This window comes from Fredinandcohnia quinoae, assembly GCF_022427965.1.
GTDB classification, from domain to species: Bacteria; Bacillota; Bacilli; order Bacillales; family Bacillaceae_L; genus Ferdinandcohnia; species Ferdinandcohnia quinoae.
This window is the reverse complement of record NZ_JAKTTI010000051.1, coordinates 1-22014: the sequence shown is the minus strand read 5'-3', so window position 1 is coordinate 22014 and position 22014 is coordinate 1. Positions and strand designations below refer to the sequence as shown.

The 22014-nt window shown below is 33.6% G+C and carries 28 protein-coding genes and 1 pseudogene; 6 read left to right on the top strand and 23 right to left on the bottom strand.

Features of this window, described 5'->3' with window-relative positions; all coding sequences use genetic code 11:
• Window positions 1-139 precede the first annotated feature (139 nt).
• Window positions 140-1429, top strand: coding sequence for a glutamate-1-semialdehyde 2,1-aminomutase (locus MJG50_RS20520; protein ID WP_240257646.1), 1290 nt, complete (start codon window positions 140-142; stop codon window positions 1427-1429).
• 356 nt (window positions 1430-1785) lie between these two features.
• On the top strand, window positions 1786-2853 hold the full coding sequence (locus tag MJG50_RS20515) for an FUSC family protein (RefSeq protein ID WP_240257645.1): 1068 nt from the start codon (window positions 1786-1788) through the stop codon (window positions 2851-2853).
• 161 nt (window positions 2854-3014) lie between these two features.
• Here the strand turns inward: MJG50_RS20515 and MJG50_RS20510 are convergent, their stop codons facing one another.
• Window positions 3015-3767 carry a TerC family protein gene (locus tag MJG50_RS20510; RefSeq protein ID WP_240257644.1) on the bottom strand — a complete coding sequence of 251 codons (753 nt, stop codon included), beginning with the start codon at window positions 3765-3767 and terminating at the stop codon, window positions 3015-3017.
• A 472-nt stretch (window positions 3768-4239) separates the two neighbouring features.
• Here MJG50_RS20510 and MJG50_RS20505 point away from each other — a divergent pair, with 472 nt between their 5' ends.
• On the top strand, window positions 4240-4734 hold the full coding sequence (locus MJG50_RS20505) for an SRPBCC family protein (RefSeq protein WP_240257643.1): 495 nt from the start codon (window positions 4240-4242) through the stop codon (window positions 4732-4734).
• Between the two features lie 118 nt (window positions 4735-4852).
• Here the strand turns inward: MJG50_RS20505 and MJG50_RS20500 are convergent, their stop codons facing one another.
• The 6 genes and pseudogenes from MJG50_RS20500 to MJG50_RS20475 form a co-directional block, all read right to left on the bottom strand.
• Window positions 4853-5875 (bottom strand): serine hydrolase domain-containing protein, encoded by a 1023-nt coding sequence (locus MJG50_RS20500; protein ID WP_240257642.1) that lies wholly within the window; start codon window positions 5873-5875, stop codon window positions 4853-4855.
• A 326-nt stretch (window positions 5876-6201) separates the two neighbouring features.
• On the bottom strand, window positions 6202-6642 hold the full coding sequence (locus MJG50_RS20495; protein ID WP_240257641.1) for a hypothetical protein: 441 nt from the start codon (window positions 6640-6642) through the stop codon (window positions 6202-6204).
• A 54-nt stretch (window positions 6643-6696) separates the two neighbouring features.
• Window positions 6697-7347: a uridine kinase family protein gene (locus MJG50_RS20490; protein ID WP_240257640.1), complete on the bottom strand. Its 651-nt coding sequence runs from the start codon at window positions 7345-7347 to the stop codon at window positions 6697-6699.
• 30 nt (window positions 7348-7377) lie between these two features.
• On the bottom strand, window positions 7378-7656 hold the full coding sequence (locus MJG50_RS20485) for a hypothetical protein (RefSeq protein WP_240257639.1): 279 nt from the start codon (window positions 7654-7656) through the stop codon (window positions 7378-7380).
• 370 nt (window positions 7657-8026) lie between these two features.
• Window positions 8027-8512, bottom strand: coding sequence for a tetratricopeptide repeat protein (locus MJG50_RS20480; RefSeq protein ID WP_240257638.1), 486 nt, complete (start codon window positions 8510-8512; stop codon window positions 8027-8029).
• A 23-nt stretch (window positions 8513-8535) separates the two neighbouring features.
• Window positions 8536-9174: pseudogene (locus MJG50_RS20475) on the bottom strand (serine hydrolase domain-containing protein); the annotation flags it as partial.
• Between the two features lie 748 nt (window positions 9175-9922).
• Here MJG50_RS20475 and MJG50_RS20470 point away from each other — a divergent pair.
• Window positions 9923-10732 carry a hypothetical protein gene (locus MJG50_RS20470; RefSeq protein WP_240257636.1) on the top strand — a complete coding sequence of 270 codons (810 nt, stop codon included), beginning with the start codon at window positions 9923-9925 and terminating at the stop codon, window positions 10730-10732.
• A 450-nt stretch (window positions 10733-11182) separates the two neighbouring features.
• On the opposite strand, the gene MJG50_RS20465 is transcribed toward MJG50_RS20470, so the two are convergent.
• The 11 genes from MJG50_RS20465 to MJG50_RS20420 form a co-directional block, all read right to left on the bottom strand.
• Window positions 11183-11905, bottom strand: coding sequence for a class I SAM-dependent methyltransferase (locus MJG50_RS20465; RefSeq protein ID WP_240257635.1), 723 nt, complete (start codon window positions 11903-11905; stop codon window positions 11183-11185).
• 80 nt (window positions 11906-11985) lie between these two features.
• The gene (locus MJG50_RS20460; RefSeq protein ID WP_240257634.1) at window positions 11986-12234 is read right to left on the bottom strand and encodes a hypothetical protein; all 249 of its coding nucleotides are present in this window, start codon (window positions 12232-12234) and stop codon (window positions 11986-11988) included.
• Window positions 12235-13018: 784 nt separating this feature from the next.
• Window positions 13019-13276, bottom strand: a complete 258-nt coding sequence (locus MJG50_RS20455; protein WP_240257633.1) for a hypothetical protein — start codon at window positions 13274-13276, stop codon at window positions 13019-13021.
• A gap of 31 nt (window positions 13277-13307) precedes the next feature.
• Entirely contained in the window at window positions 13308-13952 is a 645-nt protein-coding gene (locus MJG50_RS20450; RefSeq protein ID WP_240257632.1) for an AAA family ATPase, read from the bottom strand.
• Between the two features lie 220 nt (window positions 13953-14172).
• A complete protein-coding gene (locus tag MJG50_RS22245) occupies window positions 14173-14553 on the bottom strand; it encodes a lipid II flippase family protein (protein WP_345893257.1) in 381 nt (126 codons plus the stop codon).
• A 196-nt stretch (window positions 14554-14749) separates the two neighbouring features.
• Window positions 14750-15559, bottom strand: a complete 810-nt coding sequence (locus tag MJG50_RS20440; RefSeq protein WP_240257631.1) for a class I SAM-dependent methyltransferase — start codon at window positions 15557-15559, stop codon at window positions 14750-14752.
• Window positions 15560-15648: 89 nt separating this feature from the next.
• Window positions 15649-16428, bottom strand: a complete 780-nt coding sequence (locus MJG50_RS20435; protein ID WP_240257630.1) for a class I SAM-dependent methyltransferase — start codon at window positions 16426-16428, stop codon at window positions 15649-15651.
• Window positions 16429-16457: 29 nt separating this feature from the next.
• Complete coding sequence (locus MJG50_RS22240) at window positions 16458-16592, bottom strand: hypothetical protein (RefSeq protein ID WP_275695699.1); 135 nt, start codon at window positions 16590-16592, stop codon at window positions 16458-16460.
• A gap of 162 nt (window positions 16593-16754) precedes the next feature.
• Window positions 16755-17264: a GNAT family N-acetyltransferase gene (locus MJG50_RS20430; protein ID WP_240257629.1), complete on the bottom strand. Its 510-nt coding sequence runs from the start codon at window positions 17262-17264 to the stop codon at window positions 16755-16757.
• Between the two features lie 65 nt (window positions 17265-17329).
• Entirely contained in the window at window positions 17330-17650 is a 321-nt protein-coding gene (locus tag MJG50_RS20425) for a putative quinol monooxygenase (RefSeq protein ID WP_240257628.1), read from the bottom strand.
• Between the two features lie 186 nt (window positions 17651-17836).
• Window positions 17837-18199: a hypothetical protein gene (locus MJG50_RS20420; protein WP_240257627.1), complete on the bottom strand. Its 363-nt coding sequence runs from the start codon at window positions 18197-18199 to the stop codon at window positions 17837-17839.
• A gap of 278 nt (window positions 18200-18477) precedes the next feature.
• Between MJG50_RS20420 and MJG50_RS20415 the strand changes: the two genes are divergently transcribed.
• The gene (locus MJG50_RS20415; protein WP_240257626.1) at window positions 18478-18636 is read left to right on the top strand and encodes a hypothetical protein; all 159 of its coding nucleotides are present in this window, start codon (window positions 18478-18480) and stop codon (window positions 18634-18636) included.
• A gap of 65 nt (window positions 18637-18701) precedes the next feature.
• On the opposite strand, the gene yiaA is transcribed toward MJG50_RS20415, so the two are convergent.
• The 5 genes from yiaA to MJG50_RS20390 all read right to left on the bottom strand — a co-directional run bounded on the left by yiaA (window position 18702) and on the right by MJG50_RS20390 (window position 21782).
• Window positions 18702-19172, bottom strand: a complete 471-nt coding sequence (yiaA, locus tag MJG50_RS20410) for an inner membrane protein YiaA (protein ID WP_240257625.1) — start codon at window positions 19170-19172, stop codon at window positions 18702-18704.
• Between the two features lie 197 nt (window positions 19173-19369).
• Complete coding sequence (locus MJG50_RS20405) at window positions 19370-19618, bottom strand: hypothetical protein (RefSeq protein WP_240257624.1); 249 nt, start codon at window positions 19616-19618, stop codon at window positions 19370-19372.
• 134 nt (window positions 19619-19752) lie between these two features.
• Entirely contained in the window at window positions 19753-19974 is a 222-nt protein-coding gene (locus MJG50_RS20400) for a helix-turn-helix domain-containing protein (RefSeq protein WP_240257623.1), read from the bottom strand.
• Between the two features lie 10 nt (window positions 19975-19984).
• Window positions 19985-20467 (bottom strand): DUF2975 domain-containing protein, encoded by a 483-nt coding sequence (locus MJG50_RS20395; RefSeq protein ID WP_240257622.1) that lies wholly within the window; start codon window positions 20465-20467, stop codon window positions 19985-19987.
• Window positions 20468-21212: 745 nt separating this feature from the next.
• Window positions 21213-21782 (bottom strand): HAD-IA family hydrolase, encoded by a 570-nt coding sequence (locus MJG50_RS20390; protein WP_240257621.1) that lies wholly within the window; start codon window positions 21780-21782, stop codon window positions 21213-21215.
• Window positions 21783-21955: 173 nt separating this feature from the next.
• On the opposite strand from MJG50_RS20390, the gene MJG50_RS22425 reads away from it, so the two are divergent.
• Window positions 21956-22014 (top strand): helix-turn-helix domain-containing protein (locus MJG50_RS22425; RefSeq protein ID WP_431307309.1); only part of this gene is annotated, 59 nt, incomplete at its 3' end.

Sequence of the window (22014 nt, the reverse complement as noted above, 5' to 3'; positions counted from 1 at the left end):
TAGAAGCCAAAAGGCTTCCGTACTTAGGAATCTCCCACTTCAAACAACCTGTAAGAGTGTTAAGTGGTGAGTAGTTCAACTTATAATCCATTCATGCTACTATTAGAAGTGGATCTTTTTAAAATTGGAGGCAACCTAAATGAATTTCACGAAATCTCAAGAATTACATAATGAAGCATTAGAACATATTGTTGGCGGTGTAAATAGTCCGTCTCGTTCTTTCAAAGCAGTTGGAGGTGGCGCTCCTGTTGTAATGGAACGTGCGAAGGGTGCCTATTTTTGGGATGTTGATGGGAACAAATACATTGATTATCTCGCAGCATACGGCCCGATTATTACTGGACATGCTCACCCACATATTACTGAAGCCATTACGAAAGCAGCAGAAACAGGAGTGCTTTACGGTACACCTACACCACATGAAGTTAAATTTGCAAAAATGCTAAAGAAAGCAATGCCTGGACTGGACAAGGTACGTTTTGTAAATTCGGGGACTGAAGCAGTCATGACAACAATCCGAGTAGCACGTGCATACACAAATCGGACAAAGATTATTAAATTTGCAGGCTGCTATCATGGTCATTCAGATTTAGTACTTGTAGCTGCTGGCTCTGGTCCTTCTACTCTTGGTACGCCAGATTCTGCCGGTGTTCCGAAAAGTATTGCCCAAGAAGTCATTACAGTTCCATTTAATGAAATTGAACCATTGAAAGAAGCACTTGCAAAATGGGGTAATGAAATCGCAGCAGTTATGATCGAACCTATTGTCGGTAACTTTGGAATTGTTGAACCTAAGGAAGGCTTTCTAGAACAAGTGAAGGAATTAACACATAAAGCTGGTGCTTTACTGATTTTTGATGAAGTAATTACCGCCTTTCGTTTCATGTATGGTGGTGCACAGGATCTGCTAGGTATTCAACCAGACCTAACTGCGATGGGTAAAATCATTGGGGGCGGACTTCCAATCGGTGCTTATGGCGGTAAAAAGGAAATCATGGAACAGGTTGCACCACTCGGACCTGCATACCAAGCTGGAACAATGGCTGGAAATCCTGCTTCAATGCTATCAGGGATTGCCTGTTTAGAGGTACTTCAAGAAGAAGGCTTGTACGATCGATTGGACAAGTTAGCCGCAATACTTGAAGAAGGTATTTTAAAGCATGCTGCAACCTATCAAATTCCGATTACCATTAATCGTTTAAAAGGTGCATTCACGATTTATTTTACAAATGAAAAAATCGTCAATTATGAACAAGCGGAAAATACTGACGGAGAAATGTTTGCGAAATTCTTCAAACTAATGCTGCACCAAGGCATTAACCTTGCTCCATCAAAATACGAAGCATGGTTCTTAACTATCGCACATTCAGAAGAAGATATTCAAGAAACACTCAAAGCTGTTGAATATGCATTTAAAAATTTAAAATAGATGTTTGTTAATGCACGTCTGGGAATTCCCAGCGTGCTTTTATTTTTTGAGGCGATAAATTGCTTATGACTGTATTTTTTGATTAACGCCCGTAAATTTGAATTAACGTCCGTATTTTTTGAATAACGACCGTATTTATAAATTAATGACCGTATATTCAGAAATGGTTCCAACTTCGTACCTAGTCTTACAAAAACTCATTCAGTTAGCGCCCTTTTTCATGGCATAATTTTGACAACTTATTTATATTTTAGTTGTAAGGGTTTGCCTTGGACAAATATCTCTTGATTCATGAAAAAAATCAATGTATAGTACATTATTAGTCATTATATGTTAGGAAGAAAGGAATTTATAAAATGAAATTCGGTGCCCGCATTTTCAAAACGGGGATAGCCATTACATTAGCTCTTTTTTTAGGATATTCAATTGGATTGCCCTCTCCTGTATTTGCAGGAATCGCTGCAGTGTTTGCGATCCAGCCTTCAATTTACCGTTCTTATTTAACGGTAATTGAACAAGTGCAGGCAAATATCATCGGGGCCATTTTTGCCATCGTAGTTGGAATGTATCTTGGCAATAATCCATTTATTGTAGGATTAACAGTTATCATCGTAATTGCATTAATCTTAAAGCTCAAAATTGAAAAGACCATCTCGGTTGCGATCGTGACAGTAATTGCGATTATGGAAAGCCCAAGTGATCAATTCTTTCAGTTCGCTTTGCTCAGATTTTCAGCAATTTTACTAGGTATCCTATCAGCATTTGTCGTAAATCTTGTTTTTCTACCACCAAAGTATGAGAAAAAGCTCTATGATAAAATCGTTGAGGAAACCCAGGAAATCTTCAAATGGATTCGTATGAGCGTGAGACATGCATCAGAGTATAATACGTTAAAAGATGATATTGATAAAATTAAGGAACATATTATCCAAATTGATCAGTTATTTCTATTATATAAGGAAGAAAGAAACTATTTTAAAAGAAATAAATTTGAAAAGTCACGAAAGCTTGTCCTCTATAGACAAATGATTATTAGTACGAATCGGGCATTAGATACATTAAAAAGATTACACAGACATGAAAACGAATTACACGATATGCCCATTGACTTTCAACAGCTTGTCATTAAAGAAATTGAAGATCTCATCCACCATCATGAACAGATCTTACTGAAATTTATTGGAAAAGTGAAGCCGCAAGCACCTAATGAGTTACAAATAGACTTTTCTTTTGATCGTAAAAAAGTCATTGATATGTTTTTAGAGAATCAAGCTCCTAACAACCAAGAAAAGCAAGAAAATTGGTATCAGATCATGACTCTTGTTTCATCTTTGCTTGAATACTCAGAACAGCTTGAGCATCTCAACATCTTGGTTGACAGCTTCCAAAACTTCCATAATGAAATCATTGTTGAACAAGCATAGTAAAATCAGCTACCATTGTGTAGCTGATTTTTTTATAAAGCCATTGTTTATGGATGTAGGTCACTAATCTGACTAGTTCATTACATTGTTATTTAGATATTAGGCTTTCAATCGAATGCCTTTGACTTTTCACATATGGATCGCCAATCATCGGGTTTCCTTTATCGAATTGACTTTTTACTCGGTGCGAACCAACCAATTAGGGCAATGGCAATCAATACCCCATAGAAGATTAATGTCCAAAGGGTCCCATGTGGGAAATCGTGATCTAATATGCCAATATCCTCATGGGCAAGGGTAATGACAGCAAGCTTGACACCGACCCAAGCAACAATTGCGTATGCTGTTGTTTCCAATGCTGGACGTTTTTCAAGTAGCTTCACAAACCAAGTAGCTGCAAACTTAATCAAAACAAGGCCAGCTATCCCTCCAAGAAGAACAACAATAAATTGCCCTCCATCCATACCACCGAAATCTCCAAGCGGTGAATCCGGAAGACCAAGCGCAAGTGCAACCGCGGCTAATATCGAATCAATCGCAAAAGCGAGGTCAGCTAATGCAATTTTCCCTACTGTTGGCCAGAAACCACTAGTTTCCTTTTCATCATCCTTATGTTTACTCTTATCTTTTCCGATCTTTGCCTGAATGACATGCTTTAATCCTAGGTAAAGAAGATAAGCTGCTCCTATCGCCTGAATTTGCCAGACATTTGCAATAAAAGAAATTGCAAAAAGTGCCGCAAATCGGAATGCGAAGGCCATAATAATCCCATAGTTTATTGCTCTTTTCTTCTGATCTTCAGGTAAATTCTTTGCTATAACTGCTAGTACAAGGGCATTATCTGCAGATAACAATCCTTCCAATCCAATCAATATTAACAATGCCCAAGCATACTCTAGCCAAAGTGATTCCATCCACTTCTCTCCTATCTATATCTAAAAAGTTTCGTGTAAAGGTTTCACTAACAATTAGAATTTCCGATTAAGCTTCGGGTAATCCTAGAGAATTATTACCTACTTCCCCACACATACTAATAAGAATTCTACAAAAAAGAATAGTAATCCTTCTTTGATTTACGGACCCTCATATTAGAGTGACTCACAAAATATATGTACTACTGAAGCAACTTCCCTTTTCTAGTCGCTACAAAAACATCTCCTTTCATGGTTAGGTTTCCATTCATTTAATAACCTCAACATAATTTTTCCAACTAAATAATATACGTACTAAGTGGCATATTAGTTTCCTTTTATTAAAATAAAATAACTCTCAATGGGTCCATTCATTGTTTGTTAAGTACTTAAATTTTTTGTCGGAATATTCTTTATTTAATTATTTATTAATGCTATTATTCTAATGTAAAAATATATTGAAGGAGGATTTATTTTGACAACCACTACAAATGATAAAACAATTACGAATGAAGTTACAGTTCAAGCACCTTTAGATTTAGTTTGGTATGCTTGGACTATCTCTGAACGAGTTTCAGAATGGTTTGCTCCTGAAACAGTAATAGAAGCACAAGATGGCGGGGCGTATGAACTTTATTTTATTCCTGGGAACAAAACTGAAATGAATACAAAAGGTTGCAAGATCATTAATCTTGTTGATGGAGAAGAATTACGATTCACTTGGAAAGGTCCAGATCAATTTGAATCAATTATGAATAATGAAAATGAATTAACTGCGGTCACAGTGCGTTTTGAATCAGTAACCACAAACTCCACCAAAGTTGTTGTTGAACATACTGGATTTAAAGATCATGATAACTGGAAAGAGGCAATTGAAGGGCATCAAATGGCTTGGGCAGGTGTTCTGAGTAGCTTAAAATCTGCTCTTGAAAAAGGCGAAGGTAATCTTTGCTGTCAACCTATAAAATAAACTAAACTATATATCAAACAAATATTGTCGTTACGATTTAATCTAAACGTAAAAATTCATCGGACGCACATTTTTGCACGTGTTTAAATGTGCGTACCGAATGTTATTACGTTTCTCTTTAATATGATAGGGATTGATATATTTCACCGATGATTCCTTCCTTTTGATGTACTCCTAATTCCGCATTCGTCATGATGATCACACCTTTCTCTAAATGAGGGAAAGCTGCCATCATACACTGATAGCCTACTCCCCAACCTAGAGATGAGATTTCTAGTTCTTTGCCTGCACCATTTAAAAATACACCTAGTCCAGTCCACTCCCTACCTCCCTGTGGTTGTAGCATTTCCTTAGCTTTACTTGCAGATATTCCAATCGTACTTTCCCCTTTTAAAGTATTCATTAATTCAAGAACCAATAAAGCTAATTCTGAAGATGTTGTCCATAGTCCAGAGGCTGCTGGATAAGGATATATTGGATAATTTCCCTCTACTAATTCACCATTTTTGTTATGTCCACAAGAATAGTTTTCTATTTTTGTATCTGATATTTTAACATCAAATGTACTATTTACCATTTTTAATGGTTCAAATATGAATTCGTTCACAATTTGTGAAAAAGGTTTTTTGGTAACATCTTCAATCAGTATCTGAATGATACAAAAACCCGCATCTGAATAGTGAAATTCGCTTCCTGGCTCATACTTTACCTCAATAGGCTCCTTACAATAAGAAGTTTTTCCATTTAGTAGTTCAATCATTGAAGGAATACTAATATTCGGATTAAGTTCAGTAAAACTATCTCTAGGATCTATAATCCCAGATTGATGACTAAGTAAGTTGCGTAATGTTACTCTCTTATTTTTCGTAAATTCATTGACAGGTACCTTCCAAGATACAAGTCGGTTGTTTACATCCTCATCTAAATCTAGAAGACCTTGGTCAGATAATTTCATAACAAGTATCCCAGTTAGATATTTACTTATCGAACAAGCATTAAAAAGTGAATTAGTTTTCACGTCTTTATTGCTTCCTCCCTCAAGTAATCCGTAATTTTCTGTTAAACTGATTTGACCACCTTCAATTAAGGTAATACTTAAACCAGGTACATTATAATGCTCCATACGCGCTTTAATATCCATTTATACACCCCTCACTAGAATCTTAACACGAATATACGTTCTTATGTGTGTTTTTGTAAAATAAATTTAAATTTATCATGTCCTAGGCGCTAACGACCGTAAATTTTAGATAACGGCCGTATTTTCGAAATAATGACCGTATTTTTATTTTAACGACCGTATTTCAAAAATAATGACCGTAATCATAAGACCGCCTCATTTACAAAACTTCAACTAAAATAAGCGATAATCCTCCATGGATCATCGCATTTTTATGTTTATACATCATTTTTCTCGCTCTAAAACCAAAAACCGACTGGTTCATTAAAACCAGTCGGCTCGGACACCTAACTTTGTTCTGATTTAACTACAACAATTGTAAGAAAAATAATGAAGCCGATACCAAGGATAACCCAAGTATTCATGTTAAATATAATATTTTTTATTTGGGAAGGTGAATCGTGAACATAGTCGGCTTTTACATATTTGTTCGGTTGTATTTCAACAGCAATTGCTTCACTTTTAGAAACTTTGGCTATTTCATAATAGCGTGTGCCAATTTCATAATAATTAGAAGCATTTCCAGAATACTTGCCACTATATTCATCTGCTTTTGTTTCAACCTTTCCAATTACACCGTCTAACTCTTCCTTATTAAGAGGGATATCCTCTTTTACCTCATAAACCTTTCCGTTATGTACTACAAACCAATATGCCCAGGATAGAGCATTAGCGGAGGCTGTATGAATTAACAAACATGCTATTAATAAAATGAAGGTTTTTTTCATACAAGATCCCCCCAATATCTGTTCATTATTTCATTAACCGTAAAGTACAGTTTTTCACATTTTATTAAAATCACATTTTTCTAGTAAATATCCTTCATTAGAATTTCTTATTACAATATCAAAATTCCGATGATATGGATGCATGAATACATCATATTGAATTCTTCGTTCGTCATGGGATTTTCTTAAGTAAGTCATCTCTGTTCCTCTTTCAGAAACGTCACGAATAGATCTCCTCATTAACTCGGTTTCTCCATCCGTATATAGGTAGATTTTTAAATCAAATAAATTTGGATTAATAAAGGCAACACTCATGCCTTCTATAATATTCACCTGATTTTTTGAAGAAATTAAGGTACTCTTACTATAATGCGCATCAATTGTATAAAAATCTAAACCATCCCTTATCATCATAATATCTCTTTCTAGAGCTGTTAGATTGTGAGCAGCCGGATGGCAGGCTGTCATTTTATAGTGATGATTTTCATTCATATATTCATAGTTTATAGCCGCGAACTTCCTAATAGTCGAACCAATAATATATGGATCCGTATTCAAGTAATTCACATCATTGGTTTCCAGAAGTTTCAATAGATTATTTGCGAACGTTGTCTTTCCAGAAGCACCATGGCCCGAAATCCCTATGATTATTTTTTGATTTTTATCTCTTATAAATTTTGCAATATCATTTAATAATGTATCCATAATTCCCCCGTGATCACCTTATTTAACGAATTATACTAAAAATGTAAAAGGATAAAAAATATAATAGTCATCAACATTATGAACCAAGAGATACCAACTAACAGTTGAAACAGCACAGATTACAATAGAAACACCAATCAGAATAAATAGACTCATATCTTTACTTAGTAATTTAAAGGATATTGCCAACCCAAATAACAAAAGTATAACTGCTCCAAATAATAGATATAATCCAATCGAAAAGCTAGATATAAAACTTAAAATATAGATAAACAATGCACCCAAATAGCACCAACGGGAAACCTTCATTTTTCAACCCCCTATTGAAATACGAATTTGGAATTGATGAATTATCCAGGATTTTAGTTTATTAATTTGATTCTTATTCAAAGTCTTCACATTTCATTATATGATCATGAGCCCTTAGAAATATGAACAATTCTTTGAATAACAGCATTAGACTCCACATTGTCTCTAATTACGAATAAATAGTTGGCCTTTTCACGTTCTATAGTTCCTTTCCCTCACATATAGTGAACTTATTGCTAACGACCGTAAATCTTAAATAACGGCCGAATTTTTAATTTTACGACCGTATTTTCAAAATAATGACCGTATTTCAGATTTATTGACCGTATTTTCTAAATATGGCCATAACACCATCAATATATTAAAAAATCTACTCCCATATTTCATCTAGCTTATCAGAATAGAACTCAATTGCTCTTTTATAACTAATTATTTCAGGGTCTTCAGTCGTTTCTGTTAAGCATTTTAGTAATACTTCCATCGCTTTACTATGTTCCTTCAAATTATATAAGGTCATTGCATAGAATGTTTGAATCGCTCGATTAGTAGGGAATAATTCGATTCCCTTCAGAAATATATCTTTTGATTTTTCATATTCCCCTAATGTTCGATAGGTACTGCCTAATCCCAATAATGCTCCTTCCAATTCCTTTCGCGGCAGCCCTAATTTGATTGCATGCTCATAAAAGGGGACTGCTTTCGCTTCTTCTCCTAATAAGTCATAACTCCACGCACATTGATAGTTAAGCGAAGCATTATTAGAGTACTGTTGTACCAAGTTCAAAAGTACTTCGTTAGACTCTTTGTAGTTCCCGCTCTTCCGTAAATCAATTGCTTTTTCTAAATTATCATCCATTACCTTCACCTCTAGTGCTTGATTTAAATAGTGATGATCTCCATAATGTCACATGATAATATTTCACTCTCGATAGCATTAAATCTTTTAGCATCAGCAGTTACAATTATTGATATATTTTTTTGTGGACATATAAGCATTTGCTGCCCTCCTGAACCCAATGCCCGATAAATTTGATTGCCTTTATAGGATTTGATCCACCAACCATATCCATAATTACCGTAATGATAATTCGTAGTGATTCCATTAGTCGTTGATTCATGTATCCAACTTTCTGGTATAATCTCATTTTTATTTTCAATACCGTTAGCTAAAAGGAGTTCAGACAGTATAATTAAACTATTGAATGATATCTTTAAGCCTGTACTCCCAAATGTTACATCTTGAGGATCACTTTCCCACTCATATTCATTTATTACTAGTGGTGAAAATAGCTTCAACTGAGCATAATTTAATGCATTAAGACCAGTTGTCTTGCTTAGAATTGCAGAAAGAAGATGATAATCGACTCCCTTATATCTAAATTTCCCTTTATGTACAATAGGAAGTTTTAATATATCGTTCACCCAATCTTTACTACTTGTGATAAATCCAAGCAAATCTTTATCATCCATATCGAACCCAGAACTCATTGTAAGTAAGTCTCTAATAGATATATTTTCAGGGGCGTTTGAAAAAAATAATGAATCGGTTTATCAATTGTTTTTATGTATTTTTCTTTCAAAGCAATACCAACCAACAGAGAAAGGATACTCTTTGTCATGGAACGAATGTTAATTAAATCGGAGCGATGCTTTCGTTGTAAATTACATAACTCCTTAATATTTGTTGAATGTGAAAGTACAAATTTACTTCATCAGTAAGAATCAGTATTTTTGGATCTATCCATTCGTTGTTCTCATTTCTTTCATAATTCTTACTTTTCCCTTTTGGATATAAAAAGCTCCTTAAATATAATTTAAGAGATTATCTCATAGGACCAACAAAAGAAATAGATAAATCTATTTGAAGATTACTTTTTCTCTGCTCTTTACTCCTATACAAAAATAACTTAAAAATTCAAATAACCTATACACAACACCCTTTTCTTTTAATCATAAAGTGTGTTTCCATTAATAGCAAAAACAAATTCAAAGTTATAGAGAGAATGAGTGCAACAAAATACCTATTTCCAGCATAACCGTGTGAGTTTGTTGCATTATTTTAGTAGTAATATAGAGATACACTAGTTAATTAATTTTTATCTTTTCTTCATTACATGTTGTTAAAATAAACTCTTTTATATAGGAATGAGTCTAATTTACCTATATTTTATATTTTCACAATCTAAAGAATAATCATAACATACCGTTTACTGCCTAAATATCCCATGTTATTATTTACCTTGTAAAATAATTAGGAGGGAATAATATGAAAAAAGGTTTTATTCATTTAATGTGCATTGTGTTAATATTTGCAGTATTAACCCCATTGAGTGCTACTGCTCAACAGCCTGAGGTCTCATTTAAAATGGAAGGAGAAGAAATTACTTTTATAAAAGATACTGATGAGGAATCAATTTACAGGATTAAAGAAAACGGAAAGACAATAGAATACCATGAGAAGGTTAAAGAAAATAAAAATAAGACTACTATTCATGTGAAAGTCTACGAAGTACAAGATGGTAAGAAGAATTTAATAGATAACTTCAAAAACGAACTTATCACGGTATCAGATACTGTATTTATATTTACTGATGACACAGGCAACGCTCATAGTTTAAATTTAAATAACGATAAAAAGTTTGAAAAAATTGATGCTGATGTTATATTAAGAGAACCAGGATTCAGTACATTAGGAGTTAGATATGTGACTAAGTCTGGTGGTTCTCTCGTCGCTGATACCCGTTATAGAATTTTTAGTGATGGCTCATCTGAAGCAATAATGGCTGGAGAGAATCCATATTACAAAAATACACGTAAAAAAAATAGCAACTTTATTGATTTTACACATTATGCGGATGGGCTTAAAAGTGACGAACTTGATTTAATTACATTTGGAATTGCAGGTTTTGCAGATGACTTAATTAAAGCTTTAAGAGGTGGCAAGCTTCTTAGCTGGTCCTTAATTAAGAAAATTGTCGGAACCGCAGTTAAAGTGGGACCTTTTGGGGCAGCGCTTACATTATTTTCTTATGGAAAGAATTACACTAAGGCTCAAAAAGCATATAGGGCAATTTAAGTTACATTAATATGGAGGGGATATTATCATGGAAATACTTGTAAGATTAGGGTTGGTAATAGGGACTATTTTAACCTCACATCTGATTTATATTCTTTTTAAACAAAAAAATAGTAATTATCCTCTCTTTTTTTTGATAATTGCAATTATCTCATTTCTACTATCATTCATTTTTAATGTGACCTACAGTTCATTCTTTCGGACTTTGGGAATAGCTAGCTTATTGGTTGCTATTTTACATTTTGTAAAAAACAAATTTAAAAGAACATAAGCATTTGGTTAACACAAATAAAAGGAAAAGAATAGATTTTGATTTACCTTCAAAATCTATTTCTTTTGTATATTTTATTACCTAATAATTTATATTACAATCAATTACTTCATTAGTAATCTTACATCGATTATTTCTTTAACCTTTTGATGATTTTGCATTTAGGGTAAACACACTTTTTAATTACACATCGAAACTTTATTTTTCCTCGTAACAAAGGTTATTGCATTGGTTTTTAATAATACGTTACTCTCTCCTCTAGTAATGTTGTATGCTAACGGTTTTACGATTGTTTTGATTACTTCCCACCCTGTATAGATACTGCTCAACTTGTTCATCATAGTTTCTGTTGAAAAGTTTACCTCCATAAGTGCATCCATTTTTTCATTCGTTTCTATATTAATCTCTTCAACTTCAGAATTTACGATAAGGCAATTTATTCCACCATTCTTCGTACCATCTGCCATTTGGTGAACTACCTTTTCAAAAATGATTTCTGAGCGAACGTGTTCTAAAGCAGATACCGCAATAATCAAATCATACTCATTTGGAATGATTTCATAATTTCCGATATCTGCTTTTACTGTTCGGATGACATCCTCAACATCATATTTCTTGCTATATTCTCTCAATCTACTTAATGCAGAATCTAGTAGATCGACGCAAATAACTTTTCCTTGTTTGTCTTTTATCGCTTCTGCTAACGGGATACTATTTCTACCAACCCCGCTACCTAAATCTAAGACATTAATATTTTCTTTATTAATAAACATAGGCATTAAATCCATGACAGTTTTCACAGGCTTGTATAACCAAGAACCTTCTTCAAATAATGTAAAATGTTCATAGCAATGATCATGATATTTTCTCTCTTCATTTCGAATAAAATCAATCCGGTTCAATGTTTCCCTCTCCCAATGAACAGACTTTCACAATAAAGATTACCTAAAGATTTTTTTATAAATCAAAAGTTCCAATACTACTAAACCATTAGATAATCAATCAAGATCCCGAGGATGATTAAACCTAAGCCAACAGTAAAATGAACCTTTTTTTCATTTACCTTTGTCATTTCTAAAATAGTAACGATTATTCCAATTAGACCAATGAAGACTATATTCCTTAAAAAATACGATATATCTACTTGAAATATTTCAGGAAGCTTTTGAACAAGACCAGAGATTGTGCCTAAAACAAATAATAATAACGGAATTCTTACTTTCCAATACATGTAATCACCCCAAAGTTCTATTAAGTCTAAGTGTGCTTTCTTACTTTAACCGCAGCTTCACTAATTATTAAACTAAGTTGTAATCTTCTCAACCATTTTTCTGAATCACTCGTGGTTCTATCAATTCCGTTGATTTCTTCGTGATACTCTAAGCCATCCACAGGGATATAACCCACAGTATCTTCTTTTTAATTAAGATCATCTGAAAGAATTGCACTTTGCTGACACCCTAATAAAATAACAGCCATGATATTACATAAAAGAATACTCTTCATAAACACATCCTCTAATTATTAGACGATCTTACTTATCCATAAGTTGCAAAATGATGTATTCAACTAAGCTAGCTATCACTTATTTTTTCTAACTATGTATAGAAAATGTGAAGATGTACCAAGAATATAAGAATCTGCTGCTCTTTCTTTAATTATAGTGTGATATCCATCTCTTCTTTTCTCTTGTCTTGTGTAATAAATTCAAAATTTTGGTTGAATAAGTTACAAAATCTTAACATATTTAATCTTGTTAATTTTTATCTTATAAAATTCTTTAATATTCAGGTATGAAGCTTTACAAAACTTAGAGGTTACTTGGTGTGGAAAGGTTATCCAAACGCTACACAACGGTAGTTACAAAAATCAGGGTTGCCGCCTTCTTCTAACCTTTATGTTTGTTGGACCCTCATCTTCAGAAGAGGTTTTTTATGATGTTGTTTAGGTTTCTCCTATTGTTCCTTAAACTGCCTAGACAAAAAAAGCCCGCCAGTAATGGACGAGCGTGAATATTATTGAATTAATGTGATAAATATTCCTGACATAATAAAGAATGTCAATGCTAGGACTAGAAAGATGATAGTTCTATCTCTTCTCTTCTCTTTTATTGCTAGGATTGAATACATGCAGTTTACTACTCCTATAACAATAAAGGTTAATCCTATAAAAAACGAAAATTGTTCCAATGTATTTTGTAGTAATCCTATCACTAAGAAAGTAGCTGCCATTAAAATTAATAGTATATTTGGAAGTATATAATTTTTAGGCATATGAAGTTTATTACTCATTTTCCCTCCTTATTTACCAACAAGATTGCGAATAAATACCGTAATTTGGGCCAGACCAGTAAGCGTATATTCCACATCCTTTATTTCTTACTCCTACTACTGTAGCACCAAAAGCGAATAACAAACTAGCTGCTCCATAGACTACCCCAACAGCTACGTTCCACAATGTTGCCAGTAGACCTACGATACCAAGGGCTGTAGCCGATGCTGCTAAAATAATTACCAAATCATCAGATTGACAATCATTTGCAAAAAATCTAGAATTTCGAGAGTCGAATTGGCTTAATCCTTTGCAAGTTGCTGCTGTCAAACTCAATTCTGCTAAAGTTTCCTTTCCAATAGCATCCATTGTATGAGTAATTTCTCCAACTACAAATTTACTTACATTATTTTTTAATGCTAATTCCTCATCGAAGTAGATCACACCTTTTGAGTCATATTTGTAATATTTTTGAGCTTTTACCATTTCGTTATGAAGTTCCTTAGCTTCCTTTTCGTTAATTTCGTAGTATTCTTCTAAAAGTTGATAAGCGTCAGACATAGTGAATTCATCTTTTGGTGATATGGAAGATGCCTTGCTAGGAGTTGCTAGAATACTAGTTAAAAACAGAGTTAATGCAATTGATACAATGATACTTCTAAAATACGTGCTCTTCATTTGTTCATCCCCATTCTCATTACATTTAAACCAATTTCAGGAAATCGATTTATATTATAATGGTAACCTATTTGTGGGGATATTCATATTGGGAAAGTGATGTTGTTTTTTACTGCATTTATGTACTTTATTTAAGCTCATTTTCCTAATAATGATGAGATGAAATTACTAATTTCATCTCAAATACCAATGGTTGAAGTATCTTATATAGCAAAAAGGGTCACAGGAAAATCTGTTTACATTTTAGTCTTCGTTTTTTTTGACCAAGTTTTACAAAATAAAAGTGAAACTTATTTTTCTTCAATGTTTCTACCAGAGTATTATTCAAAGGATCTGTGGCTTTATTCAGATGATCCTTACTTAAGCGAAAAATAATCAGCATCAACAATACACTATTAAGAATCGAATAACTTCCCCTCTGTTTAATTACGTCATCAGCAAGAATTAATATTTTTGAATCTATAAATATAATAAGTAACATAATGGCTATCCCATTTATAAGACTAGATGCCCTATTAGCTGTTGATGCTCTTTCAAGAACCACTAAAGCTGCAAATAAAGCCAACAATACTTCAGACTCAATCGCAGTAAAAAACAATATTTTTATAAAAAATGCATTTATTTCCTGATTAAAATCACCACCAGCTGCATAGGAATGAAAGTACTGTGATTACAAAGATTAAAATTAAATGTGGTCCCTTCTATTGTATATAAAAGTTAAATTTACCCCTTCGTGACCATCCACAGTTTCATAAGGATAAATAAGATAACCATCATAATCTCGATCTGGTACCTTTTTATTTTTTTCTACCTATATATAACAAATGTGATGATATACCAAGAACATATGGATCTGCTGCTCTTTCCTTAATAAGAGTGATCATCTTCCCCATCTCTTCTTCACCCTTGTCTCTCCAATATTTCCAACTGTCATTATTTAAGATAGCTCCCACATTCGAACCTATTAATTCCAAAGTTTCGAATCCTTGGTCCTCCATAAATGGTTTGATGTCCTCAATATTAAAATAGTACGCACCTGTAAAACGACCCTCATCTACATGATTAAAGCAACCTGTTTGTGAAAATTGATTAATGGTATCCATATTATCATTTGGCTTCCAATGCTCAGGATATAAAAGTGATGTAAGTATGTGGCGAATTCTAGGCATAAAAGCAACAAAAACAAGACCATTCTTTTTCGTCACTCTGGATAATTCCTGTATAGCTTTAACACGATCATTTTCCTCTTGTAGATGATACATTGGCCCAAGCATTAATGCTGCATCGTACTGTTCGTCTTTTATCATAGTAAGGTTTCGTGCATCGGTTGCATAAAAACCATTATATTGGCTATGTAACCCAAGTTCTTTTGCTTTATTTTCTGCAATTTCTACTAATCTAGGAGTTAAATCGGTTAGTGTTACCATATACCCCTCATTTGCAAGTTCCATTGAATATTTCCCTGGGCCAGCACCGTTATCAAGCACAACCCCAGTATTCGGCAAATATTTTTTTATATAGTGCCAATTCACCTGGAATTCAATCGGTTCCCGGTCAAGCCTTCCCCACTCATCGAATTGATTATAATAATCTATTATCTTACTCATAATTTCCCTCCTATTTGTCTACCCTTTACTTTTTCTATTCGGTATAAAGATATAAGCTCCTTCATAACTACTAGCTCAATATCCAGGTATTACACAATTACACGAACAATATAACGGGAAAATGTGATAGGTAATCCATACTCTGTAGCATTTTGCTTAAAAATCCTCGATATTTCGGAGAGATTTTCATTTTTCAATTTTTCATAAATTGTTGGATGCTGCCCAAAACATCGTAATTTAAGTACATCTAATGGGGAATTAATATATTCAATACTATTTATTGTCTCAATTCTAGTATAAGAGCAATTACTACTCTCAAGTCTTCGCTTAATAGTATGTAAGATTTGGGTTCCTTTTGTAATTTCAAAGAGCTTTGGAAATAGAAGTGGGAGCTCTCTCCCCAGTTCATCTCCAGGGTGGAGTCCAATAACTTTCCCACCTTTTTTTATCACTTGTTTGAGGAAAGGATATGCAGATGTTGGTCCTTTTCTAATATATGCACAATCAAATTCATCCTTTTCAAAAGGTAGTCCATCCTTTGTATTTCCAATAACGAAAGATACATTTGGCTTTTTATTTTCCAATCCAACTCTTACAAAATGATCTGTTACATCAAAGCCAACAATTTCTTTAGCATCCCCACCACATTTAAGCGTGAACTCACCGTGACCACATCCAATATCCAACACTTTTTTATTTGGAATCATTTTAGCTACTTCTTCATCAAAAATGGATTCTCCGTTTGGCTCAGTAAGCGTAGAATTCCAAGAATATATGTATTTATCTTGAAGATTACTAAGTTGCTTGTACCATTCTAATGAATGTGGTGGCAACCAATCTGGAAATGTTGTTGGGTCAAGTAATGCCATCGTACATTCCCTCCTCGCAAACTCCTAACTTATAAAAGCATAAATGCCCAAATATCCTGATGATTAATAGCAAAAAGGTTAGAAGCATGCTCAAACTCCAATGGTAGCAACTTAACTCTTTCCCCTTCTAACATAGGTGGCTCTTTGAACGATAAAATTGTCATTAATTTTTCCCTCACAAATCCAGATTAATAGTCGAAATACAATCTCAATACTTGTAGCCTATTATTGAATATACCTTTATCCCCTTGCGGAAACGGATCCAAAAAAGGGCTCTATCAATCTTAGATCAAATGCTACCTCTAAAAAATGATGTCAGTGATATGTTAAACCCCGATATTAGTTGCTACTTGAATTATTTGTTTTTCTCCATTTTTCTCAAATACTTTAAATGTCCGCATTCCCATCTTCTTTGCTACCCTTTGTGAAGGAAAGTTCTTAATTGCAGTGTACGAGTACACCTTTGGATATTTTAAAACATGGAATGCATACTCCTTACAAGCTACTGCAGCCTCTGTTGCATATCCTTTATTCCAGTAGTTCTTAACAATATGAAAACCAATCTCTGGTACCGATTCATTTTCAATTTTTTGCATTGTAATTCCACAGTCGCCAATTAATTTCTCTTCATCTTTTAAAATGACTGCCCATAACCCATGGTTATATCTTTTGTAATTATCAATATTCCATTTAATCCATTTTTCCACCATTTCAATACTAAACGGCTCAGGATAGTATTGCATCGATTCCGAGTCAGAAAGAACCTTTGATAACTCCCTTGTATCAGCTAACACTAATTCCCTTAAATATAGTCGCTCTGTTTCAATTATTTTCATGACTGCCACCTACTTCGTTACTTGAAGGAAAAAGAACATTACTGCTGTTCAAGTACTTCGATCGTTTAATAAGAATTCGCTGAGATACCCTTCCCTCCCCTTGTTTTTAAGGTGCTGATTCTTTCCATTCCAGTAATAATTGATTTTGCACGCCTAATTAATGATTGTGTATCTTCAAGAGTTAGTGAAGCTTGATGTGCACTTTCATTACTCCAAACTTCATAAACATAAACTGAATTTGGTTCACTTTCAGAAATATTTACAAGATATATCTCACATTCGTCAAGATTCTTCATTGATTCTGCTGCTTCCAACAAAATATCTACCATTGTGTCACGTTCGCCTTCCAGTACTGTGAATTTACCAAACAAACTGAATTTGTTCATTGTGATCCTCCTTAGTTTTTATCCCATTAATTGTCTCTAATGCGACCTCTATTATCCTATAACTCAACTACCCAGCATCGTTAGTATAATAACTTCAACAAAAAGGGCACTTTTCCTTCTTGAAGGAGAAGCATCCTTTCGTAATAAGTAATGAGCTTCTATTCGCTGGTCTAATTGAAAAACATATTAACCTTCAACCATTTTTAAATATGGGATTTTTTCTCCGTCAACAATGCCGATGTATGCGGGTGTATCTGTTTCAAATATCTTTGTTCCAATTGGAAGTTTATTCGCTGTGCCATTTTTAAATTTGAATGCCTTATTCGCCTGATTGGCTATTTCACCTATTTGCTCACCCAACTTATAATCCAATGCTGTAACCCATTCAATATCTTGTGAATTGGAAAATACAGTGTCATCAAGCAAAAAAATATCTGCATGGTCGTACTTCAAAAAATCCTTCGGAGTTGGATTACCTGTAGCGCTACTACAACCAACTAAAAATATAAACAGGATACATAATAATAGAAGAAGTCTTGCAATTTTCATTTTGATTCCCCCATAAATTATTATACCTAGGGGATAAATGTTACTTGTGACCATTCCCCTGAAACATGTTCCAAAACCATTTGCCATCTTCACTCTTTATAGTTCTAATATCCATGGTTCATTTCCTTTTTTGGCATATATGGGGGGTTTTTCAATTACATCATTAAATGTTCTACTCACTCTTTTACATAGGGCAATGTTTGCTCAAATACACTGAATTTCCCAAGTACATGTTGTACATAATAAAATTGTTTACTAAGAAAATGAGGAGGTCTAGTATGCAGCAGGAGCAGCATAACAAAGAGAATCTAGACTCTATATTAAAACCTGAATTTGCTGGAACCGATGCGCAAAAAGTGAAACAAGACATTCAAACAGATATTAACAATGGACAAGGTGCTATGACTTCTCGAGAAGCAGGGACAATGCGCGATTAATCATACGCGTTTTCCCCTAAATTTTATGAAAAAAAGCCGAATATTTTAATTCGGCTCTTCTTTACTCAATCTCTTTCTCTTGCCCTCTCCGTATCTCTTATGTTCTTCTGTATTGTAATAGCTGAAAATATACTTAGAACAAATGACATACCATAAAAACCTTTTTCACTTAATACAATACTTCCTGCATTGTATAAACCAATGGCCATTAATGAAATAGCAACAATAAGTGCAAACCAGCTAAGCCCATAATAAATATTAGTAACTGGTATTCCTTCATCTTTATCTCTAACTGCTTTTTGTAAAGATATAGCTGAATAGAGTCCGAAGATTAAAACTGCAAAGTAATACCCTTTTTCGTTCAGTTCCATCGACGCGTTAAACAATCCGATAAGATAGGCTGCAACACCTACTAACAGCGCTGCCCAAGAAGCTCCTTTAAAAGCTCCTGTCGGTTCTCCGTCCTTCCTTTCGACTTTCACTTTTGTTTCATTTTTCTTTCCTTTATCTAATAAAACTTCATTATCATTAGACATCGAATATTTCGCCTCCATCTTTTACCTTATAAAATTGAGCACTACCTAATACATCTATTATATAGAAATTTGTTACAAATAATAGTTAATTTAATCCTAATTTTCAATTAATATTTATACTCGGAAATTACTAAAACTGACCACGGCCGAATCCTGATATAAAAAAAGCAATCTTCACTATAGAAGGATCGCACTTATTAGAAACTTCCTGAGTTATGATTACGCTCATTTCCCCTTTTGAAATTCCCTGTTATCTTTGCCATTATTAATTGGATTGCCTTTTCATTTTCGGCAGCATTTACTTTCTTTAAAAACTGTACTGCTTCTTTCCCTTTTAAGATTTTCACTTGTTTCCCAAAATAATCTAAAAAAACTGCATTATTCTTCGTCACTCGATAATTAAAAGGGGCTTCGTCTAAACGATTTCTTTTATCAATATTGTCCATTTTATCCTCCTAAATTTGTTTATACATCATTATTCTGCTTATAGTTTAGAACTATTTTCAAAAAAGGTTCCTTTTAATAACTTCAACAAAAAGGTGCGTCAATCCTTCTTGGATCAACGCACCTTTTGCTTCTATTATTCTTTAGTCTCTTCGTCATTTCTATATTCTAAAATGTCTCCAGGCTGGCACTCTAAAGCTTTACAAATTGCCTCTAACGTTGATAACCGAATTGCTTTTGCCTTTCCATTTTTCAATATAGAAAGGTTTGCCATAGTAATTCCAACCTTTTCCGAAAGTTCTGTAACACTCATTTTCCTTTTAGCCAACATCACATCAATATTGATAATAATCGCCATCGTTTTCACCTCAGACCGTTAAATCATTTTCTGATTTTATATCAATTGCTTCTTGTAAAAGTTTTTGGAGCACAGCCGCAAAAACTGCAATAACCATCGAAGCAAAAGGAACAACCAATCCGACAAAGATAACTCCTGGCGCATCGTCTAACTCCGCAAAGACATAGAAGAGTGGCAATGCTAGCACATGTAAACAGCTGATTATGATTGCACTATACTTTATCTTCATTAAAGCTGTTACAGAAATTTGCGAGAAAGCTTCATTCTTGTCAATATAGCGTAAAAGTTTAAAAGCCTGATACAAGGCAAAATAAAAAGGGATTGCCGATGCATAAAACACGATGGAAACAAGATATTTTATATAAGCAAAATCCGGAAGCATTTCTTCCGCAACATTCCCTAACTCTGGCACCAAGAAGATGCACAATGCAAGAATTGGAATTCCTATAAGAATAACAGCTATCTTTAAAAAGAGCGTAGATACTCGTTTCATAAAAAACACCTCACTAAATTTGTTGTCTATATGAATTTATCATATCTTTTATCGTTTTACAATAAATTTTTATTATTTAATGTTATGTTTTTATCGGAATAAAAATAAGCATTCCTCTAAAAAAAGAAATGCTCCCTAGTTATGACTATTCAATTTGTAAGTTGATATCATACAATCCACCTTTGTATTTTTAATACCACATTATCAACCTTTTAAGTAGAGTAATATCATAAGGAAAATGATTAATCCTATCATGAAAATGGAACCAATACTTGCACTATAAACCACATACACTTTAACATGAACAATAACATGAACAATGAGAATAATAAGTAGGCAAAAGAGCAAAAAAATGACTAAATTCACATTTCTATTCCTATACAAAAAATCAGCACCTTATAGACCATAGTAGGAAATCAAACAGGCTATCAACATACTTATTCTTTATATATTTTACTAAACCATCTATTATTCATGAAATCTCAATCAAATGCGCCTTGGCGTATTTGCGCCCAGATTTTTTCGAGCTTGCTCGAAAAGCTTCCTTTAAAAATCTGAGGCATCCGCCGGAGGCTTTAACTTTATTCAGTCGGGGTTTGAACCCCCACTGAATTAGAAGCTGGTTTGCATTCATCTCACCACTTATAGAAGTGGGGGACTTCTGCTGAATAAAGTTAAAACGATATCTATCCATCTACCTTGCCAACAACTTTCCAGGAGCCTTGAAAGTTTACTAACAATACATTCACATTGCTGATTTAATCAACTTAGTCAAATCTGAATAATCAGATATTTCGTAGTCCGCAAACTTACTTTTATTTTGAAATATACACGTTGATATTCCTAATTCTTTTGCGGGGATAAGGTCAATTTCTCTGTCTCCAATTGCTAAATCGATCTTGTGTTTTTCGTGCAAATATTGGTATGATAACGAATTAGGTTTTCGGGGAAATCCATCATCAATTGTAACCATATCACTAAAATATTTATCCCAACCATAATGCTTTAAAATTGATAAAACTCCATGTCTATCTTTATGGGTCATAATGACATTTTTGTTAGCAAACTTTAAAATTTCTTCTACTTTTTCAAAAGGCTTTACATCATTTGGAGTTAACTTGCTTTCCAAAATACCAATTTCATCGATTTGGCTTTTAGTCAGTTTGTAGTAATCAATCGCATGTGAAAATGAAACTTTCAATCGTTTATAGATTTCCTTTTCATCCACTTTTCCTTCTAAAACCTGAGAAAATATTTTCGAATAAGCAGGATACGTATCAAATAATGTTCCATCGAAATCCCATAATATGTTCAATATTAACACCCTTCAATTTTAATTTATCATTTTCCGACAGAAGACTCCCTCTTCAATCATTTGATGGGAGCTGCTCAATGATAAGGAGGAGATGAATGTCGGTTGGCGGTAGCCAAAGTGGTTTCCGTATGGTATAATTAGAACAAACATTCCCCTTAAGTGAGGTGAAAACAATGTTAATCAACAAGGCATACAAATTCCGTATCTATCCAACTATAGAACAAGAAACCCT

What these genes read in the sequence shown, in the direction of transcription:
- MJG50_RS20500 (WP_240257642.1), bottom strand. Translation starts at nt 5,875, where the DNA reads ATGGATATTAAAGCGCGTATGGAGCATTATAATGTACCTGGTTTAAGT.
- MJG50_RS20520 (WP_240257646.1), top strand. Translation starts at nt 140, where the DNA reads ATGAATTTCACGAAATCTCAAGAATTACATAATGAAGCATTAGAACAT.
- MJG50_RS22240 (WP_275695699.1), bottom strand. Translation starts at nt 16,592, where the DNA reads ATGACAATTTTATCGTTCAAAGAGCCACCTATGTTAGAAGGGGAAAGA.
- MJG50_RS20495 (WP_240257641.1), bottom strand. Translation starts at nt 6,642, where the DNA reads ATGAAAAAAACCTTCATTTTATTAATAGCATGTTTGTTAATTCATACA.
- MJG50_RS20395 (WP_240257622.1), bottom strand. Translation starts at nt 20,467, where the DNA reads ATGAAACGAGTATCTACGCTCTTTTTAAAGATAGCTGTTATTCTTATA.
- MJG50_RS20485 (WP_240257639.1), bottom strand. Translation starts at nt 7,656, where the DNA reads ATGAAGGTTTCCCGTTGGTGCTATTTGGGTGCATTGTTTATCTATATT.
- MJG50_RS20480 (WP_240257638.1), bottom strand. Translation starts at nt 8,512, where the DNA reads ATGGATGATAATTTAGAAAAAGCAATTGATTTACGGAAGAGCGGGAAC.
- MJG50_RS20430 (WP_240257629.1), bottom strand. Translation starts at nt 17,264, where the DNA reads ATGAAAATAATTGAAACAGAGCGACTATATTTAAGGGAATTAGTGTTA.
- MJG50_RS20455 (WP_240257633.1), bottom strand. Translation starts at nt 13,276, where the DNA reads ATGCCTAAAAATTATATACTTCCAAATATACTATTAATTTTAATGGCA.
- yiaA (WP_240257625.1), bottom strand. Translation starts at nt 19,172, where the DNA reads ATGTCTAATGATAATGAAGTTTTATTAGATAAAGGAAAGAAAAATGAA.
- MJG50_RS20425 (WP_240257628.1), bottom strand. Translation starts at nt 17,650, where the DNA reads ATGAACAAATTCAGTTTGTTTGGTAAATTCACAGTACTGGAAGGCGAA.
- MJG50_RS20420 (WP_240257627.1), bottom strand. Translation starts at nt 18,199, where the DNA reads ATGAAAATTGCAAGACTTCTTCTATTATTATGTATCCTGTTTATATTT.
- MJG50_RS20460 (WP_240257634.1), bottom strand. Translation starts at nt 12,234, where the DNA reads ATGTATTGGAAAGTAAGAATTCCGTTATTATTATTTGTTTTAGGCACA.
- MJG50_RS20510 (WP_240257644.1), bottom strand. Translation starts at nt 3,767, where the DNA reads ATGGAATCACTTTGGCTAGAGTATGCTTGGGCATTGTTAATATTGATT.
- MJG50_RS20440 (WP_240257631.1), bottom strand. Translation starts at nt 15,559, where the DNA reads ATGAGTAAGATAATAGATTATTATAATCAATTCGATGAGTGGGGAAGG.
- MJG50_RS20450 (WP_240257632.1), bottom strand. Translation starts at nt 13,952, where the DNA reads ATGAAGAGCACGTATTTTAGAAGTATCATTGTATCAATTGCATTAACT.
- MJG50_RS20400 (WP_240257623.1), bottom strand. Translation starts at nt 19,974, where the DNA reads ATGGCGATTATTATCAATATTGATGTGATGTTGGCTAAAAGGAAAATG.
- MJG50_RS20515 (WP_240257645.1), top strand. Translation starts at nt 1,786, where the DNA reads ATGAAATTCGGTGCCCGCATTTTCAAAACGGGGATAGCCATTACATTA.
- MJG50_RS20470 (WP_240257636.1), top strand. Translation starts at nt 9,923, where the DNA reads ATGAAAAAAGGTTTTATTCATTTAATGTGCATTGTGTTAATATTTGCA.
- MJG50_RS20415 (WP_240257626.1), top strand. Translation starts at nt 18,478, where the DNA reads ATGCAGCAGGAGCAGCATAACAAAGAGAATCTAGACTCTATATTAAAA.
- MJG50_RS20435 (WP_240257630.1), bottom strand. Translation starts at nt 16,428, where the DNA reads ATGGCATTACTTGACCCAACAACATTTCCAGATTGGTTGCCACCACAT.
- MJG50_RS20405 (WP_240257624.1), bottom strand. Translation starts at nt 19,618, where the DNA reads ATGGACAATATTGATAAAAGAAATCGTTTAGACGAAGCCCCTTTTAAT.
- MJG50_RS20490 (WP_240257640.1), bottom strand. Translation starts at nt 7,347, where the DNA reads ATGGATACATTATTAAATGATATTGCAAAATTTATAAGAGATAAAAAT.